The sequence below is a fragment of the Vreelandella andesensis genome (assembly GCF_003989795.1).
In the GTDB taxonomy this organism is placed as follows: domain Bacteria; phylum Pseudomonadota; class Gammaproteobacteria; order Pseudomonadales; family Halomonadaceae; genus Vreelandella; species Vreelandella andesensis.
Map to the genome: position 1 here is coordinate 146292 of NZ_RZHG01000018.1, position 18304 is coordinate 164595.

At 52.1% G+C, this 18304-nt stretch carries 21 protein-coding genes; 14 read left to right on the plus strand and 7 right to left on the minus strand.

What is annotated here, in order from left to right; all coding sequences use genetic code 11:
• Entirely contained in the window at positions 1-666 is a 666-nt protein-coding gene (locus tag ELY33_RS08765) for an SDR family oxidoreductase (RefSeq protein WP_126946862.1), read from the minus strand.
• A 184-nt stretch (positions 667-850) separates the two neighbouring features.
• Between ELY33_RS08765 and ELY33_RS08770 the strand changes: the two genes are divergently transcribed.
• From ELY33_RS08770 to ELY33_RS08795, 6 genes are all read left to right on the plus strand, one after another.
• Positions 851-2062, plus strand: coding sequence for a glycosyltransferase family 4 protein (locus ELY33_RS08770; protein WP_126946865.1), 1212 nt, complete (start codon positions 851-853; stop codon positions 2060-2062).
• Positions 2025-2564 (plus strand): phosphatase PAP2 family protein, encoded by a 540-nt coding sequence (locus ELY33_RS08775; protein WP_126946868.1) that lies wholly within the window; start codon positions 2025-2027, stop codon positions 2562-2564. The genes ELY33_RS08770 and ELY33_RS08775 overlap by 38 nt, the downstream gene beginning before the upstream one ends.
• 812 nt (positions 2565-3376) lie before the next feature.
• Positions 3377-3655, plus strand: a complete 279-nt coding sequence (locus ELY33_RS18310) for an entericidin A/B family lipoprotein (protein ID WP_340148109.1) — start codon at positions 3377-3379, stop codon at positions 3653-3655.
• 5 nt (positions 3656-3660) lie between these two features.
• Entirely contained in the window at positions 3661-4185 is a 525-nt protein-coding gene (locus ELY33_RS08785; RefSeq protein ID WP_126946871.1) for a YqiA/YcfP family alpha/beta fold hydrolase, read from the plus strand.
• Between the two features lie 84 nt (positions 4186-4269).
• On the plus strand, positions 4270-4446 hold the full coding sequence (locus tag ELY33_RS08790) for a DUF6435 family protein (RefSeq protein WP_126946874.1): 177 nt from the start codon (positions 4270-4272) through the stop codon (positions 4444-4446).
• Between the two features lie 13 nt (positions 4447-4459).
• The gene (locus ELY33_RS08795) at positions 4460-5305 is read left to right on the plus strand and encodes a ChaN family lipoprotein (RefSeq protein ID WP_126946877.1); all 846 of its coding nucleotides are present in this window, start codon (positions 4460-4462) and stop codon (positions 5303-5305) included.
• A 34-nt stretch (positions 5306-5339) separates the two neighbouring features.
• Here the strand turns inward: ELY33_RS08795 and glnG are convergent, their stop codons facing one another.
• The 4 genes from glnG to glnA all read right to left on the minus strand — a co-directional run bounded on the left by glnG (position 5340) and on the right by glnA (position 10081).
• On the minus strand, positions 5340-6770 hold the full coding sequence (gene glnG, locus ELY33_RS08800) for a nitrogen regulation protein NR(I) (protein WP_126946880.1): 1431 nt from the start codon (positions 6768-6770) through the stop codon (positions 5340-5342).
• Complete coding sequence (glnL, locus tag ELY33_RS08805; RefSeq protein ID WP_126946883.1) at positions 6767-7825, minus strand: nitrogen regulation protein NR(II); 1059 nt, start codon at positions 7823-7825, stop codon at positions 6767-6769. The genes glnG and glnL overlap by 4 nt, the downstream gene beginning before the upstream one ends.
• Before the next feature lie 192 nt (positions 7826-8017).
• Positions 8018-8551, minus strand: a complete 534-nt coding sequence (locus tag ELY33_RS08810) for a DUF4124 domain-containing protein (RefSeq protein WP_126946886.1) — start codon at positions 8549-8551, stop codon at positions 8018-8020.
• Between the two features lie 123 nt (positions 8552-8674).
• Positions 8675-10081: a glutamate--ammonia ligase gene (gene glnA, locus ELY33_RS08815; protein ID WP_126946889.1), complete on the minus strand. Its 1407-nt coding sequence runs from the start codon at positions 10079-10081 to the stop codon at positions 8675-8677.
• Between the two features lie 471 nt (positions 10082-10552).
• Between glnA and ELY33_RS08820 the strand changes: the two genes are divergently transcribed.
• Positions 10553-11143, plus strand: a complete 591-nt coding sequence (locus ELY33_RS08820) for a hypothetical protein (protein WP_126946892.1) — start codon at positions 10553-10555, stop codon at positions 11141-11143.
• Positions 11144-11205: 62 nt separating this feature from the next.
• Here ELY33_RS08820 and ELY33_RS08825 read toward each other — a convergent pair whose 3' ends face one another.
• Positions 11206-12231 carry an acyltransferase family protein gene (locus tag ELY33_RS08825; protein ID WP_126946895.1) on the minus strand — a complete coding sequence of 342 codons (1026 nt, stop codon included), beginning with the start codon at positions 12229-12231 and terminating at the stop codon, positions 11206-11208.
• A gap of 144 nt (positions 12232-12375) precedes the next feature.
• Between ELY33_RS08825 and ELY33_RS08830 the strand changes: the two genes are divergently transcribed.
• From ELY33_RS08830 to ELY33_RS08855, 7 genes are all read left to right on the plus strand, one after another.
• Entirely contained in the window at positions 12376-13311 is a 936-nt protein-coding gene (locus ELY33_RS08830) for an alpha/beta hydrolase (protein ID WP_126946898.1), read from the plus strand.
• Between the two features lie 277 nt (positions 13312-13588).
• Positions 13589-13903 (plus strand): hypothetical protein, encoded by a 315-nt coding sequence (locus tag ELY33_RS08835; protein ID WP_126946901.1) that lies wholly within the window; start codon positions 13589-13591, stop codon positions 13901-13903.
• A 357-nt stretch (positions 13904-14260) separates the two neighbouring features.
• Positions 14261-14410, plus strand: coding sequence for a hypothetical protein (locus ELY33_RS17865; RefSeq protein ID WP_167470068.1), 150 nt, complete (start codon positions 14261-14263; stop codon positions 14408-14410).
• Entirely contained in the window at positions 14407-15141 is a 735-nt protein-coding gene (locus ELY33_RS08840) for a metal ABC transporter ATP-binding protein (RefSeq protein ID WP_126946904.1), read from the plus strand. Before ELY33_RS17865 ends, ELY33_RS08840 begins: the two co-directional genes overlap by 4 nt.
• The gene (locus tag ELY33_RS08845; protein WP_126946907.1) at positions 15125-16015 is read left to right on the plus strand and encodes a metal ABC transporter permease; all 891 of its coding nucleotides are present in this window, start codon (positions 15125-15127) and stop codon (positions 16013-16015) included. The genes ELY33_RS08840 and ELY33_RS08845 overlap by 17 nt, the downstream gene beginning before the upstream one ends.
• A gap of 34 nt (positions 16016-16049) precedes the next feature.
• Positions 16050-17105 carry a metal ABC transporter solute-binding protein, Zn/Mn family gene (locus tag ELY33_RS08850; RefSeq protein ID WP_126946910.1) on the plus strand — a complete coding sequence of 352 codons (1056 nt, stop codon included), beginning with the start codon at positions 16050-16052 and terminating at the stop codon, positions 17103-17105.
• Between the two features lie 120 nt (positions 17106-17225).
• Positions 17226-17942, plus strand: a complete 717-nt coding sequence (locus ELY33_RS08855; protein ID WP_126946913.1) for a cupin domain-containing protein — start codon at positions 17226-17228, stop codon at positions 17940-17942.
• Here ELY33_RS08855 and ELY33_RS08860 read toward each other — a convergent pair.
• Positions 17939-18304: a DUF6164 family protein gene (locus ELY33_RS08860; RefSeq protein ID WP_126946916.1), complete on the minus strand. Its 366-nt coding sequence runs from the start codon at positions 18302-18304 to the stop codon at positions 17939-17941. The genes ELY33_RS08855 and ELY33_RS08860 overlap by 4 nt on opposite strands.

The following is an 18304-nucleotide window of genomic DNA, read 5'->3' on the forward strand; positions in this document are numbered from 1 at the left end:
TTACCAAGGCAGTAATTCACCATTGGAGTGCCAGAAGCTACCGCTATTTTCGAGCGTTAGCGCCTCGATACGAGCCACGATTCCAGCAGCCGCTTCTTGGGGTAAAATATGGCCACCGAAATTAACCATTCGGGTTTGAACATAGCCTGGATGCAGTTGGGCCACGGCAATGCCTTGAGGCTTCAAATCCATCGCCAGCGATTTACCAAACGCATTCAGCGCTGCTTTGGAAGCACGGTAACCATAGCGCCCGCCGGAATCGTTGTCGGCAATAGAACCCATACGGCTGGTGATATTGGCAATTTTGCTGCCCTTTTTCAGCCGTGGCAACAGCGCCTCACAGACCCGCAGCGGCGCATAGGCGTTGACCTCCATCTGCGTTCGAATGCTGTCAAAATCCAGGCTGCCCAGGGACTCATCCTGAAGAAGCCCCGCATTATTGATCAATACATCCAGCGTTTCGTCTCGCAGCGCGTTGGCTAACGAAGCGACGCTTTCTGGCTGCGTCACATCAATGCCTTCGATGACGCGCTCCGCCGCTGCCTGCAGTGCATCCGACGACTCACGGCAAACACCGATCACCCGCCAGCCGGCCTGATGGTAGTGCTCCGCGAGTGCAAGGCCTACACCTCGGTTAGCGCCAGTGATTACAACAGTAGATGTCATGGGAGTCTCCATAGTGAGTTCCAGTACGGTCACCTAGCGAAACTGAATTCAGCGTGCAGGTCAAATAAGCGACGTTAGGCAATGCGACGCCGCTTGTCATCCCATGTTCACCGCGCTGTCTTGGCAGTGTCACTGGCGCTGCGCATAGTGGTTAAAACGTGATAGTTAAAGGGATGAATCGCTCATGCGGCTCTGTATCGTTAGCGAAACATGGGCACCAGAAATAAACGGTGTCGCGCATACCTTGAGCAGGCTATGTCGTGAACTCACGCGGCTGGGATCAATCGTAGATGTTATTCGCCCTGCACCCAAGGTGACTAGTAACGCCACCAGTAGTGTTCAAGGGCTGTCTCAAGGGCTGTCTCAAGGGCTGTCTCAAGGGCTGTCTCAAGGGCTTCTGGTACGGCGCTGCGCGCTACCCGGTTATCACGGTGTTCAAATTGGGCTTGTCAGCCCTAGAAAACTGCGCCACTTCTGGCAACAGCAGCGTCCTGATGCGATTTACTTGGCTACCCAAGGCCCGTTAGGCTGGGCAGCGCGTCAGGCGGCGCGCCAACTGAACATACCGCTGGTGGCGGGCTGGCATACCAATTTCGACCACTACTGCCATGATTATGGGGTTTCCTGGCTAGCTGCCGCTACACGGCGCTATTTACGCTACTTCCATAACGGCTGCGGCCTTACGCTTGTGCCCACTCACCAACAGGCCGAATCTCTCCTTGCTCAGGGTATCCACGATGTACAGGTGCTCTCGCGCGGCATTGATGGCGATGACTTTTCACCGTCACACCGCGACGATGCCCTACGCCAGCAGTGGGGAGTTAGCGAACATCAACCTGTTGCCCTGTATGTGGGCCGCTTAGCCCCAGAAAAAAACCTGGCGTTACTGCAAGAAACGCTGCAGGCCATGAGTGACGTGCGTCCCGATATGGCACACGTCATTGTCGGTGATGGCCCAAGCCGCGCTCAGTTGCAAAAAGCGCTACCAGATGCTCATTTTACTGGTTTTGTGAATAAACAGGCGTTAGCACACCACTATGCCAGTGCCGATATGTTTATTTTCCCTTCTCAATCGGAAACATGGGGAAACGTGGTGACCGAAGCCATGGCCAGCGGGCTGGCAGTCGTGGCTTATCACCACGCCGCCAGCGCTGAGTTGATTAAAAGCGGATACAACGGCATCACCGTTCCCCCTGGCGACACGCTTGCCTTTCAACAGGCTGCCGTTGAGTTATGTCAGCACCCTGCAGAGTACGCTCGCCTGGGTAGAATTGCCCGCCTGCGTGCGCTAGAGCAAAGCTGGTTGGGGATCGCAGAGCGATTTTTACGCTATTTGCAAAACACCCAGGAGACCCACCATGCGTCCGCGTCCGCTTGTCGTATTCGATCGTCTTGATGTACTGGAATGGCAGCTTTGCCAACGGGTAACGCACCTAACGCTTTATCGCCCCTGGCGGTTAGTGCTGCAAACGGCAAGTAGGCTGGGAGACTGGCCTGCCTGGGTCGTATTAATCGCCGCACAGCCCTGGTTACAGCCTAATGGCACTTGGCGCATTACGCAGTACAGTGCCATCGCGCTGTTCGCGGTTGCTATCTATAAGTTGGTAAAAACGCGGCTTTGTCGCGAACGCCCGTTTATCACTTACCTAGGCGGCGTCCACTGTGGCGAACCTGCCCGGGACAAATACAGCTTTCCCAGTGGACACACCATGCATGCGGTTATGTTTAGCGTGTTGGTGGCCGCTCATACCCCTTGGCTGCTGCCTATTGTGATCCCCCTTAGCTTACTGATCGCCGTTTCACGGGTGGGGCTTGGGCTGCACTATGTTAGTGATGTCCTTGCCGGTGCAGCCATGGGCTATGGTTTTGCGCTACTGAGTCTTTATTGGATGGGATAATTTCTAGCCGCTCTACGACAGGTAACGATAAGTAAAAAGCCACCAACGCGAACGTAGGTAGCTTTTGAAAGAACTAACCGATTATCGTTTTCTTATTTACTTACGGGGAGGCGTATCGTCACGATCCTCTATTGTGGTCATAAATGATGTCTTATACATCATATACAGGCCGACGCCCGAAAAACCTAGAAACAGCACAAACATGCATAACATCAATACCATCGCCATAGCGCTTGTCCCTGGTAATATGCGGCTGCTACGTTGACGTCTTCTAACCGCTGAATTTTGGTTTACACCAGAGAATAGACCAAAATCCCGCAACTATTGATGCAAAAACTGTTCATAAAATCTAGGCAAAATTAAATATTCAAAGAAAACAAACTATTAAAAAATCAAACTGTTAAAAAATAACAATTAACACAAAAAAACCACCTCGCTTTCACGAGATGGTGATTTTGCATCGATACCGCTCCATGGCGGTGATGATCAGCGTTTCCTTACACTGACAAAGATGAGCAGGCTGAGTGTCCTTTCACGTCCATTTGCTGATATGGCTCCATGCCTTCCCTAACTGCCTGTCAGCCTGCTCACGCTGTTTACTTATTGCTGCTAAACGTTTGGCGATCAACTTCACTTAAAATTTAAGAGTAACAGCATTGCGACTACATCTAACTACTTGCAGACAATAGGCCAAGTGCCATTTTAAATAAAAAAAATCATTAATAACAATATTTTATAAAAAAACGCAATGCCAAGCATCGACGTAAACAACGCTATTTTATGGCTAAAACTGACACATGCGACAAATTTACATGGCCACGGATGCTCAATCGATGGAAATTCGATGGCACCAACCGTCCGTAACGATTATTTTTAATACAGCGTACCTAGAAGCTGTCTACCCAGAACGTTTCTATCTAGCCTTTCTATCTAAACCACCAGTAATGGGAAATCCTCAAATGAAACGTGCAATGGTTATCAGTTTATTAATAATAATGACGCTTCTAGTTATAAGTGGCTGCAATACTATTCGCGGCGCTGGCGAAGACCTTGAGCGCGGCGGCGAAGCTATTCAACGCTCTACACGTTAATGGCTATGATGACCGTTTACCTTTCACATGGCCTAGAAAGCGGGCCTGACGCTCTGAAAGTACAAGCGTTAAAAGGCGTTGCTGAGCAGCTAGATAACTGTGAACCCGTAGTAATGGACTACCGGGGTATAAAGGAGCCTCGGGCGCGTTTAGAACATTTGCTTGCGGTAATTGCCGAGCGAAACGACACGCTTGCTAACTGTGTTATGGCGGGTTCAAGTCTTGGCGGTTGGATAAGTGCGGCAGTGAGTGCTCAAGAACCCGTGCTAGGTTGTTTTTTATTAGCCCCTGCTCTTGGCCTGCCAGATTACCCGCAAACTTCGCTCACACTGCAAGCTCAACATACGCATATCATTCATGGATGGCGGGACGATGTCGTGCCACCTGGCCCAGTAATTGAACATGCCCGCTGCCAGCGACTTTCATTGCGCATGATTGACGATGACCACCGTCTTCATAACAGCCTCGATACGATACTTTCCGACTTTGAACGGTTTTTAGATTTATGTCTTTCAGAGCCAACGTTCTGAAAAGCTAACAAAGTGTTACAACAAATAGTCGACATACATTAAACAAACCTATACAAATAGTATACACACGAAAGGAGATCGATAATGTTTGGACTATTCAAGCGCGACCCTAAGAAAAAGCTTCAGCAAGATTACGAACGCAAATTACAGGCGGCGATGGAAGCTTCACGCAATGGCGACATGCGGGCTAACGCCACGCTAACAGAAGAAGCAGAAGCTATTCTTACTGAGATCAACCGCCTTAAAGCAGAAGAACACTAGGACATAAACGCCCATGCGCCATCACTTCATCGCTGCTGTCGCACTTAGCTCGCTCCCATTGGCTGCCCACGCTAGCTGCCCTCTTCCCGGCCAGTGGTGGCAATCGCAGCAGGTTGTTTCTAATAGCGCGATTTTAGCTCAAGCAACGCAACATCAGGTTGTCCTCCTGGGCGAGCAACACGATGACGTTGACCACCATCGCTGGCAGCTGCATGCTCTGGCGGGGCTATACGCGCTACGTGATGATATGGTCGTTGGGTTAGAAATGCTGCCCCGAGAAGTACAACCTGTACTCGATGATTGGGTGGCGGGGTTGCTGTCAGAAGAAGAACTGTTAAAGCAATCCCGCTGGGAAGAAACCTGGGGATTTGATGCTGATCTCTACTTACCTATTTTCCATTTTGCTCGTATTCAACAGATCCCGCTAATTGCCCTGAACATCACTCCCGAACTGCGTCAGCGTTTGGCTAGTGAAGGCTTCTCCAACGTACCTGCCGAACAGCGCCATCACCTTCCTGCGCCGTTACCGCCAAGTGCTGGCTATGAAATGCGCTTAAAAGAAGTATTTGACCAGCACGCTATGGGGAAAGACGACCCCGCTATGCTGAGACGCTTTTTACAGGCTCAACTTAGCTGGGACGTCGCTATGGCTGAAGGACTTGCTAGCGCAGCCGCAGAAGGCACTTTAGCCGTTGGCTTAATGGGTTTGGGGCATGTCATTTACCACGACGGTGTACCACATCAACTTAATGGCCTTGGAATAGCTGACACCTTTAGTTTACTGCCCTGGTCAGCAGAGGCATGTGAACCACCCGATTCTGGACTAGCCGATGCGGTTTTTGTGCTACCAGCAGAGTAACCACCAACCGTTTTGCCGCTGACAGAATAACCAGTTAGGTGTCATCTGCCAGTGCGGGCAGCAGTGTTTTTAACTTACGGGTAAGGGTATTGCGTCCCCAGCCGAGTAATTCAGCGGCTTCTCCTTTGCGGCCACCGGTATGTTTTAGCGCTGTTTCAATCAGAATACGCTCGAAGTCCGGCACCGCTTCTTCCAACAAATGGGTATGGCCTTCTGCAAGGGCGTGATCAGCCCAATCCCTGAACGCGGAACGCCAGTCGCCATGAACACTGCTTTCAGACGCATTGATAGCGCGCAGTTCCGGTGGTAAGTCCTCAACTAGAATTTCGCGACCAGAGGCCATTACCGTTAACCAACGGCAGCTATTTTCTAATTGGCGAACATTACCCGGCCAAGGCAAACGCGTAAGGTGCGCTTCTGCTTCGGGCGTTAATACTTTGATATCTGTTGTTAGCTCTTTGGCGGCTTCCGCTAGGAAATGACGCGTTAACCGCGGAATATCTTCCCGCCGCTCGGAAAGGCGCGGCAGATGAACGCGAATCACGTTTAAACGGTGAAACAAATCCTCCCGAAAACGCCCATCATCGACCAATGACTCCAGGTTCTGGTGGGTCGCCGCAATAATGCGCACATCAACCCTTACCGGCGTATGGCCGCCAACGCGGTAAAACTCACCGTCGGCTAACACGCGTAGCAAGCGCGTTTGGGTTTCGGCGGGCATGTCACCAATTTCATCCAGAAACAGCGTTCCACCGTTAGCCTGTTCAAATCGCCCTTGGCGCTGTTGCGTCGCCCCGGTAAACGCCCCCTTCTCATGGCCGAACAGTTCAGACTCAATCAAGTCGCGGGGAATCGCTGCCATGTTCAGCGCAATAAACGGCTTACCTGCCCGCGGGCTATGCTGATGCAGCGCCTGGGCGACCCGCTCTTTACCAGTGCCCGACTCACCGTTAATCAATACCGTGATGTGGGAGTGGGAAAGCCGCCCGATGGCACGAAACACTTCCTGCATAGCAGGCGCTTCACCAATAATTTCTGCGCTTAACCCCTCCGGCACGCTAACCGGACGCTGACGCTCTCTTGCATGCGCCACCGCACGGCGGACCAGCGCTAGCGCTTCGTCTACATCAAAGGGTTTAGGCAGGTATTCAAATGCGCCGCCTTGATAAGACGCTACGGCGCTGTCGAGATCCGAATGCGCGGTCATGACAATCACAGGCAGGTCAGGGTGCGCATCGCGTACCCGAGACATTAAATCCAGCCCATCAATGCCGGGCATTCGAATGTCCGTCACCAGTACATCGGGTGGGTTTTCAAGCAAACGTTCAAGGGCCGTGTCGGCGCGTTCAATACACTCAACATCCAGGTCTGGCTGCGCTAACGCCCGCTCTAATACCCAACGGATGGCGCGGTCATCATCGACAATAACCACTCGTGCCACATCGGCTTGTGTCGCCTCAGTCATGACGCTTCTCCGGTGAAATTAACAACCAATGGAATCAATAAACGAAATTCGGTACGCCCAGGGCGTGAGTCGCATTCGATCAATCCTTGATGTTGGTGCAAAATCGATTGAGCAATCGAAAGCCCTAGGCCGCTACCTTCAGCGCGCCCAGAAACCATGGGATAGAAAAGCGTTTCACGTAATGTTTCAGGTATGCCCGGGCCATTATCAATAACCCCCACTTCACTGACTAAACGATGGCGTTCGGCCCCCAACGTAAATTGGCGGCGCGCGCGAGTACGCAGGATAAGCTCCGGCGAAGGTGTACCCGCATCGCTCATGGCCTGCACCGCGTTGCGTGCCACATTCAATAACGCTTGAATCATTTGAGATTCATCGCCAGAAAGATCAGGCAAACTCGGGTCATAATCGCGCCGAATCTCAACCTGTGGGTGCTCGGCAATCAGCAGTGTTCGCACTCGCTCTAACACTTTGTGAATATTGACAGGCTCATGTTTAACAATGCGATTAGGGCCCAACATAGAGTCGACCAAATCTTTGAGACGATCTACCTCCTCTACAATAATATGAGTGAACTCACGCAGTGCTGGGTCGTCCAAATCGCGCTCTAATAACTGGGCGGCGCCGCGAATCCCGCCCAGGGGATTTTTAACTTCATGTGCCAAGCCCCGCGCCAGCACCTTGATGGTCTCTTGCCGAGTGGTTAGCGCTTCTTCGCGGGAAATCTGCATCAGCCGATCACGGGGCTCTACTTCCAACAACAACTCATCGGCTGAGAGCGGCGTCACGGTATAATCCACCGTTAATGACTCGCTGTTCAGCGGCGTAATACGTGCTTCACGCTGCGTATAGGGATGAAACGCATCTCGCGCTTTGGCAAGGACATCATCAATACTCTCATCGCCCCCTAATAGCGTGTCTAAACTAATGCCCTGCACACGGCTAAAGCTCACCGCTAGCAACGCTTCCGCAGCTGGGTTCATCCAGCGAACGCGGAGTTCACCGTCTAGCAGCAGGACTGCAGTGGTGAGATGTTCAAGTAAGCGCTGGTACATGGCGTGTCCTGAAGCGTTGCTTTAAAAAATAACGTTAACGAGTGTTTGAAAGAGGAACTGCAAAAAGCGCGCCAATAACGCATAAACGACCAGTTGCACGGCTATTGAGCAGAAGGTGGGGATATAGCGAGTCGTTGTAGCGCAGTTCGAGTGGTAATCTCATCATTTAGCGCACCATTATAGTGCACCTGGTTAATCGACAATAAAAATACTTACCGGATCAGTGCGGTGCTGAACACGCCCGCCACTATCTACTAGTTCGGCTTGAAGCTGATGTTGGCCCGCTGATAAACCGGCCAGCCAGAAAGCATCACTGTGCAGCGCCGATTGACTTATTTCGCCGTTTACCAGCAGTTGTATTCGATGATCTTCTCGAAGCGGGGGAGCAACGTCCACGACGACCGAGGTATGGTCGTTTCGAAGCGTCGCATCCGCCTGGGGAACCTCAATCGCAAAACGGTCGTAGGGCATAAACGGTTTTCCAGGATAACCCTGACGACGCGGTGAAACAGCGCCTAGAGGCGGCGACGTGGAGACGCCAGGCAGTGGAGCCAGCGTCATCGCTTCGCCTCCGCGCTCAGGGTTATCGGTAAAGGTTACGTTGCCCTGCTCATCTACCACACGGTACACCGTTTGTGACTGCGCAGCGCTTACCCACAGGCACAGCAGTAGCGCAGCTCCTGCGGGTAAACACACTTTGTGCTGCAAACGTCGACCACTCATCATCACTGGCACACCTTCTCAGTTTGCTACCATAAAAAAAACCCCGCCAAGGCGGGGTTTTAGGCTAATCACACCGCAAGGGTGATGTTAGCAGCTGTTCTTAAAAACCATTCTCAAAAAACGTTCTTAACAGCTGTAGTACATATCAAACTCAATCGGGTGAGTAGTCATACGAATACGTTCCACTTCTTCCATCTTGAGGTCGATGTAAGCATCGATCATATCATCAGTAAATACGCCACCTTCGGTCAGGAATGCGCGGTCCGCATCGAGTGCTTCCAGCGCTTGATCCAGGCTGTTAGCAACGGTCGGTACTGACTTACCTTCTTCTGGCGGCAGATCATACAAGTTCTTATCCATGGCATCGCCAGGATGAATCTTGTTTTTAATACCGTCGATACCCGCCATCAACAAGGCAGAGAACGCCAGGTACGGGTTGGCAGTCGGATCAGGGAAACGCGTTTCTACACGCTTACCTTTCGGGCTAGCGGTGTACGGAATACGGATCGAGGCAGAGCGGTTACGAGCGCTGTAGGCCAGCATTACCGGCGCTTCAAAACCTGGCACCAATCGCTTGTACGAGTTAGTAGACGCATTAGTGAAGGCGTTCAGAGCACGGGCGTGCTTGATAACACCGCCAATGTAGTAAAGCGCCATTTCAGAAAGACCCGCGTACTCGTCACCTGCGAACTGGTTCTGACCATCTTTCCAGAACGACTGGTGTACGTGCATACCAGAACCGTTGTCGCCTACTAGCGGCTTCGGCATAAACGTAGCAGTTTTGCCATAAGCGTGGGCCACGTTGTGGATCACGTATTTCATTTCCTGAACTTCGTCAGCTTTCTTCACCAGCGTGTTGAATTTAACACCGATTTCATTCTGACCTGCGTTAGCAACCTCGTGGTGGTGAACCTCAACGGTCTGACCAATCGCTTCAAGGGTGTTACACATCGCACCACGAATATCGTGGAAACTATCAACCGGGGGAACCGGGAAATAACCACCTTTCACACGCGGGCGGTGGCCTAAGTTGCCGCCTTCTACTTGGCTATTGGTCGCCCAAGCGCCTTCGTCAGAGGTGATTTTGTACATGGAACCCTGAATATCAGATTTCCAATGAACTTCGTCAAAAATGAAAAACTCAGGCTCAGGGCCAAAGAAAGCGGTGTCGCCCAAGCCGGTGGACTGCAGATAAGCTTCTGCGCGCTTAGCAATGGAACGCGGGTCGCGATCATAACCCTGCATAGTAGCAGGCTCGATGATGTCGCAACGCAGGATCAGGGTAGCGTCTTCGGTGAAGGGATCGAGGTAACCAGTACCGTCTTCAGGGCGAAGAATCATGTCGGATTCATTAATGCCTTTCCAGCCCTCAATGGAGGAACCATCGAACATTTGACCGTTCTCGAAAAACTCTTCGTCCACGTCCCGTGCCGGTACGGTGACGTGCTGCTCTTTACCGCGCGTGTCGGTGAAACGCAGGTCTACCCATTTAACATCATGTTCTTCAATTAGCGCGAGAGTCTTAGCTGACATAGTGTCCTCCGGTATGAACGTGGCTTAAAGATTGTCACAGTAAGCTACCGATAAAAGAGTCATTAAACAAACCGGCTATTGTTTTAGCACGCCGAGAGGCATCTGCCTACGACCCGCTAGCCGCTGGCTAATACTAAGCACAGAGTATGCCAATCCTGCACCAATATGGCATAAAAAAATTACAAGATATTGTTTTATATAATTTTAAAAATAAAAATAAATGCTTCTTCATGTCGCATATCGTGTGTGAGTGGACGTACTCCGCCCAAAACAGCCACACAGCTCATAAAGTCGCACCAATAACAAACAAAGCAAACCTAGCAAGCACTAATATGGTGCAAAATAAGCGACTCCTATTTTACTCATCATCGTAAACTTTAGCTTGCTGCCAAAAGAAACTCACACCTACAATTACTTACAAATAGATAGACTTTATAACAGATGGGTTTCACAACACAGGAAGCCGCTTGCATGGGCACGGTCTGCTTTATTGTTGATGCGTCAGTCACAGGTGCCCGATTGCCACGACACCTGCGCGCTATTCGCCAAACAGGCTTAGCAGATCACCTACTTCCCATTATCGTCACAGGCTCTACCAGCGACCCGCGCATCACACGGATTGAGCAACATTACCGTGTTCGCTTTTTGGTTACGCCTTCCCTGCCGTTGGGTGCAAGGATCAACCAAGCAGCGTATATCAGCCAAGCTGATTGGTTACTGATTGCGATGCAGCAGCAAGCGCTACAGGCCAAACTGTGGTGTTTACTTTACCCCCAACTGGACACTTACACGCTGGATGCTGTTCTGGTTGGCAGCCAACCTCCCCGCCTATCCGAACGTTTGCTCCAACGCTTCTTAGGTGCGGATGTAGCGGTTCCTCCTTACATAGCCATCAGGCGCACATGGCTAGAACGTTTAGGAGGTTTAGACCCCGAACTAGACGAAGCAGCGCTTGCCGATTTACTACAGCGCCTTTATGCATGCCCTACACGATTACAAACGTTCAGCCTCGAGGCACCAGGTCTTACTCGCTACTCTCCGTCAAGGAGTGACAAACGCTAACGATCTCTTTCCACCTCGCATACGGCACGTGATATCGCCTTATGCAAGAAGCTGCATGTTGGTTAAACGTTCAAACGCTTGCCAAATAGCATCGCTCCCGTGGTAGTAGTGTTAACTATGTTATTCAACACAATAGAGCCAACACCACCTACAAGAATTAACAGCACGGCATAGATGAAAAGTGGCAATGTGAAAGGCTCTACAATGGCATCGGTCAATGCGAAAAACATAGGGTGGGCCAAATAAATACCAAACGAGTACGCATTGATATAGCGCACCCAACGTGGCGCTTTACGACCTTTTAAGTAATGCATTAACCAAAGTGTAAACAACACAAAAAAGGGGATGACCCACACCTCTTTTGAAGAAAAAGCTAACCGACCAGTAAACGTGAATGCAACGATCAACGCCACAAACCCAAGCAACCAATAAGGCGACGCTAACCTTTGCATCCAGCTAGGTGGTTCAAACTGTTCGGCTTGAGGTGCCAGCGGATAATAGCGAACCAACACCAACGCCAGAAAAAATAGGTATATCCACCCCAACGGCGCGATCCATAGCAAATACCCAGGGGGCTCAATGCCTAACCAATACGCTAGCCCCCAGTACGCCATGCTGACTATGCAGCCACCCCAAAGCCACGGCACAGGATTAAAGCGCCACAGCCGAAAATGGGTGTAGCACCAATAAGCCGCATAAAACTGCATGGCAATAATCAAAAAATAGCCATGCCATCCCGCATAAATAAAATACTCTTTGGCGTTGCTTATAAAACCGACAGGATTGTCGCTATTCGCCAACCGCACCCATTCCGCTGTCGAGTAAATAAAGCCATATACCAAATAAGGCAACATGACGTATTTAACGCGCTGAAGAAGGAAGCCAGGAGGGACCTGTTTGTCGTAACGCACGGCAAAGACAAACACCGAAATAAACAAAAAAATGGGCGTGCCAAGCACCAGCGGGAGTCGCATTAAGTCGGTGACTACATTATCAACGCGCTGATTCAAATAGTCTAACCAATGAAATAAAAACACCGCGATACAGCCGTAAGCACGCAGCCAATAAATTTCCTCAAGTTTTTGCATCAGCTCTCTCTGATTGTTTGGCGCTGAACCCCTACCATTTACACCCTAGGCATTCGACCATTGACCGCTATTTTCAATAAAATGAACAGGGGCTCGCTCTGCGCTGTCCGATTGTCGCAACGCTAATAAATTCCAGGAGGCTTCGTGTTTGGTACATCAACAGCAAGACGCGTCACGTTGCTAACACGGCATATTGCAGGACTTGTTAGCTGGCTTTTATTAAGCAGTCACGCTTTGGCAGGCAATGTTTCCTATCAACAATTTTTCTCGCCAACCTTAGGCCATAACTATCCTTATACCGTGTATTTACCCGATAACTATGACACGGATGCGTCTACGCCTTATCCAGTGGTTTATTTACTTCACGGATCGTTTGGAAATGAGCGAGATTGGGTGACACGGGGCAACCTTCCCCAAACAGCAAACCGCTTAATCGCAGCAGGCCACTTACCTCCCACGGTATTTATTATGCCCGGCAGCCGCAGTTGGTGGGTAGATGGATACAACGAAGCAGCGCGCAGCGCTTTCTTCAACGACTTACTGCCGCATATCGAAAGCACCTATCATGCTGGGGGCGAACGCCACCTGCGAGGCGTAGCGGGATCATCCGCTGGCGGTTACGGCGCGCTTAATTTTGCCCTAGAGCGACCCGAACTGTTTGCCGCCGTTGCCGCCCTAAGCCCCGCTAGCTACTCGCCAGCACCACCTTCCCATTCATCGGCACGCCGCCATCCAGCATTTTCAAATGAACACGGCCAATTTGATCGCGAACGCTGGGAAGCGCTCAATTACACGACCCACCTAGAGAATTATCGGCTGCAAGTCACACCGCGAACAACGGGAGAGCGTGAAATATCGCCAGTGCCGCTTTATATCAGTGCTGGGCGCAGTGATGTTTATGATGCAGAGTTCCACGCCCGCCTGTTGCGCCAAGCCATGGAGCGCATTCAGCCAAACAACGTGCGACTTGATCTTTATCCAGGGGGCCACACATGGCGCGTGTGGCGAGCCAGTTTACCTGCCGCCTTAAACTTTATGTTTCAGCATATCGGCCAACCTGACGATGACGCTACCGAATAAAGCACCACCTGATGACGCCCACGGGCTTTGGCAGCGTACATCGCTTGGTCAGCACATTAAGCGGGCTACCCACTGAACGCCCAACGACAAAAAACAGTGTCACCGACTGCTCAAATAGCGCATGGTGGTTGGCCACCAACGCTTCTCCACGGTCATCTGAACAACCGCGCTAAGCGCCCACCACGGCCGTATGTATGCGCATTGGCCCTATTGTATTAACACACACTACACTTAAGCCTCACGCTATGTGATACCGCTCAGCAAAAGGACACTGACAATGCATCAACACATTGAATGGGATGAACCAGGCAGTGCAAGCGTCGCAGAATTTTTCAAAAATGACCCAGACCATAAACCGCCCTACCCAGGTGCCATGCTCTCTGCCCGGTATCAAGGCCGCATTGTGCGCGTAAAAGTAGAAGCCTACCGCGAAGAAGATGCCGTCAGCATCGGCAGCGTCGCCGCCATACTAGACCGTCAAGGGCACCACCACGACACCCACCACAAGCTTAGTTTAGGCGATATCGTGCGACTTCCGGATGACAAACGTGCCATGGAAAACTGGGAAGACAACGAGGACGAAAAAGAGTAACGACTTCAGAAAACGCCCCACTACTGTGCGCGGCAAACCCGCGCACAGACCTTAAGCCCACTCCCATTCCACGCTAACGCCTTAGGCGCAACGTGCTACGCTTCGCATTATTTTTTCTTATGTTGGTGATTCGTTATGCCGATGTTTCATGTGTTGGCGGCTTTTGCGCTGGCGCTGGGCGGCGCGCTGATTAATGAGCTGCAAATTCGGACACAGCACATCGGCGCGGCAGCACGGTTTAACATTGTCAGTACATCAGGATTGTCAGTGCTCCCGGAGTGCGTAGAATGTCGTCCTCTTTTTTTGTTTTACCAATTGTTATGTTATAACTTATTTATTGGTTAGCGAGGACACTTTATGAGTGAGCATATGCATCGCCATAACAAAGAAGGCCCCTGCCATTTTTCGCTGATGTCGCTGTCTGCTGCGAAGCGGTTGGGCTTGGTGGCATTGCCGCTGTTGGCGTTGTGGGGGTTAGTTATGTGGGCAAGCGGGTGGCCGCTATGAGTGAGCGTTCACTTTCACGCCTACAATTGCATGACCTGCACCTTGCCCAAGGCGGGCGCACAGTGCTTGAGCATGTCGATGGTGACATAAAGCCCGGTGCTATCACGGCGCTTATTGGCGCTAACGGCGCGGGGAAAAGCACCCTTATCCAGGCAATTATGGGTGAACTACGACCCATTAGCGGTGAAGTGGTCTGCACAGTTGATAAAGCGCGTCGCGCGTGGCTGCCGCAGCAGCTAGCCCTCGACCTTACCTTTCCGATGAGCGTGGAAGAATTGGTGATGACCGGTAGCTGGCCAAGCCATGGGGCATTGAAAGGCTACTGCGCTGCGCATTATCGCAAAGGTCGCGACATCATGGCGCGCTTGGGTATTTCCCATTTGGCCCACCGCCCTTTGGGTGAGCTTTCCGGTGGCCAGCGCCAGCGAGCGCTAATTGGCCGTACCTTGATGCAGGAAGCGGAGCTTTTGCTGCTGGATGAGCCGTTTGCCAACGTGGATAGCGATACCGTGGATATTTTGATCCGTATCCTGCGCCAGATGGCCGATGACGGCGCCACCATCGTGGTTGTGCTGCATGATATGGATCACCTGAGCCGCCTGGCAGATGAGGTGCTGATGCTGAGTGGTGGCCATGGCCGCTGGGTCGCGCCTAGTGCACTAAACCACCCGCATGCACCCTCAAAAGTGGTGCCGTTTTCATTAGGAGGGCGTCATGCTGGCACTGCTTGATGCCTGGTTGGTTGCGCCTTTCGAATATGGCTTTATGCGCCGCGCGGTTGTCGGTGGGTTAGCTCTTTCACTGGCCGCGCCGCCACTTGGGGTTTTCTTGGTGTTGCGGGGCATGAGCCTGATTGGCGATGCCATGGCCCACGCGATATTGCCTGGGGTGGCAATAGGTTTTCTGCTGGCGGGCTTTTCTCTGCCGATAATGAGCGTTGGCGGCGTGCTGTTTGGGGTGATGGTGGCCCTGCTTGCGGGGGCAGTCTCGAAAATGGGCGGCCAGCGGGAAGACGCTGCCATGGCGAGCTTTTTTATTATTTCGTTGGCTGCGGGGGTCTTGCTGATTTCCATGGGCGGCAGCAGCGTGGACTTAACCCATGTACTCTTTGGCTCGATTTTAGCGATCAATTCCACAGCGCTTCTGCTTATTGCCTCTATCAGCACACTGATTGTGATTATTCTGGCGATTATTTTCCGCGCGTTGGTTGTGGAGTGTTTAGACCCGCTGTTTTTGCGTGGACAAAGCCGCCGTAGCGGTTGGGTGCATAGCGTCTTTCTAGGGCTATTGGTGCTTAATTTAACCGCGGGCTTCCAAACCTTAGGCACGTTAATGGCCGTGGGGTTGATGATGCTGCCTGCCACTGCGGCGCGGTTTTGGAGTAAACGGTTGGAAGGGTTGATCGGTATTGCCGTGCTATTAGCAATGGTCGCCAGCACCGGTGGGCTGTTGCTTTCGTTTCATCTGGATACGCCGTCTGGGCCAAGCATTATCTTGCTGGCCGGGCTGGGTTATCTATTGTCGGCACTGTTCGGCCGCTATCACAGCTTGGCCGCCAAGCTACGGCGTAAGACAACGCCGCTGGCGCTTGAGCAGTCGTCATAACGGTTTGTTATTATTTATTTTTAAGGAGCACAGTATGTCGCTTTCCTCTTCTTCACGCTGGCTAGTGGGCGTTTCTGCCATGCTGGCGCTGCCAGCAGCGATGGCTAATGACCGTGTCCAGGTAGTCACCAGCTTTTCGATTCTGGCGGATATGGTCGAAAATGTGGGTGGCGAGCACGTCGAGGTGACCTCATTGGTCGGCCCTGACGGTGACACCCATATGTACTCGCCTAGCCCGGGCGATGCCCGTGCATTGGCAGGAGCCGACCTGGTGGTCTTTAACGGCTTGCTGTTTGAGGGCTGGATGGAGCGCTTGATCGAATCCAGTGATTACCACGGGGCGCTGGTTACCGCCACAAACGGCCTTCAGCCACGCGCCTTGGGCGAGGCTGGCCATGACGAATCCGGTCACGACGAACATGGCCACGACGAACACGGCCACGACGAACACGGCCACGACGAAGCCGATCATGATGAACATGGCCACGACGGAGCCGATCACAGCGAACACGCTCACGGTGATGATGATCCTCACGCCTGGCAGGATCTGCAGCAGGCACAGGTCTACGTGACCAATATTCGTGATGGATTAATGGAAGCCGACAGCGCAAATGCGCAAAGCTATCAGGCCAACGCGGAACGCTATTTGGCCGAGATAGCAGCAGTGGACAGCGAGATTCGCGATATCCTGAGTGACATTCCTGCCTCTGCCAGCGTGATTACGGGTCATGATTCCTTTGGTTATTTTTCCAGTGCTTACGGCGTTAACTTCCTGTCGCCCGTCGGACTTTCTACCGAAGCTGACCCAAGTGGCGCCAGCATGGCCGCGCTGGTGGATGTTATCGAGCAGGAAAATGTGCAGGCTTTGTTCCATGAGAACATGACCAATCAGGCGATCATCAATCAGCTTGCCGAGGAAACCGGTCTACCAATTGCTGGCACGCTGTATGCGGATGCGCTGGCCAGTGAAGGTGACGCCAGCACTTACTTGGGCATGATGCGCCATAATGCGAACGTGCTGCATACTGCACTGGCTAAGCCGGGGCATGACGACCGTGCCCATGACGACGATCATGGCCATGACCATTAAGTAAAAAGTTAACTATTGAATACCGCCGTCTGGCGGTATTTTTTTGCGTTGCATTTTGCTCCAAGGATGGGAGACTTGCACTACTGCTGCGAATTTTCACCCCTGCAAAGAGCCCACACCATGCGCCTTAACGCCGATTTTAGCCACTTTGTCTGTATCACGCCGGATCAGTATCGTTGGGTGAACTCCCCCAGCGCTGGTGTGGAGCGCATGATGCTTGACCGCATTGGCGACGAAGTAGCCAGAGCCACCAGCTTGGTACGCTACGCGCCGAACAGCCAGTTCAACCGGCATACTCACGGCGGTGGTGAGGAAATATTGGTGCTGGATGGGGTCTTTGCCGATGAGCATGGCCGCTACCCAGCGGGAAGCTACCTACGCAACCCAATCGGCACCGGCCATACCCCGCAAATCGGTGAAGAAGGAGCGCTTATTCTGGTTAAGCTACATCAGTTTGATGAAGATGATCTTCTTCAGTTGGCAGTGCCTGCCCACCGCCTACCCTGGCAGCCCGATCGACGGACCGGTATTACTTATAAAATGCTGCATACCTATAGTTCAGAACATTATGGCCCTGAGCGAGTCAGCCTGGAACGATGGGAAAGCGATACCCTGGTGACGTATCTATCGCTTTCCGGCGGCTTAGAGCTGTTTGTGCTGGAGGGCTCTTTACTTAGTGACGGGCAGGAATATAAAACCGGCAGTTGGTGTCGCTACCCGGTAGGTGCAGCACCTAAGTTGAGGGCGGGTAGCGAAGGCGTGCAGCTTTATCTAAAACGCGGACATTTAGCGGCAGTTACCCAACCCGCTAATCAACCAGCTAATCAAACAAACTAGCCAACCAAGCTAATAAACGGCAGCAACGTTAATAGGGCAATCAGTACCACGGCTATCATCACCAATACGACCTTCACCGGATGGGCAAGGAAGCGCCGCCATAGCGTCGGTGCATTGCCACTGGCAACGGCTTCTTCGTGCTCTCGCCGCACTCTGGCTTGACGGTTTTCCTGGTACGCTGCTAAAGCAGCTTCCGCGGCCTCGCGCTGCGAAGTGTCACGCAGCCAAATCGCATCGACACCCAGGCGAAAAAAGCCCGCCTGGGTTTCATAGATATCAAAGCTTTGCTCATCCAACAGTTGGCGAACTTCCAACGCCTCTTCGTCTGTTACATGGCGCAGCCGGAACAGCAAATGGGCCAT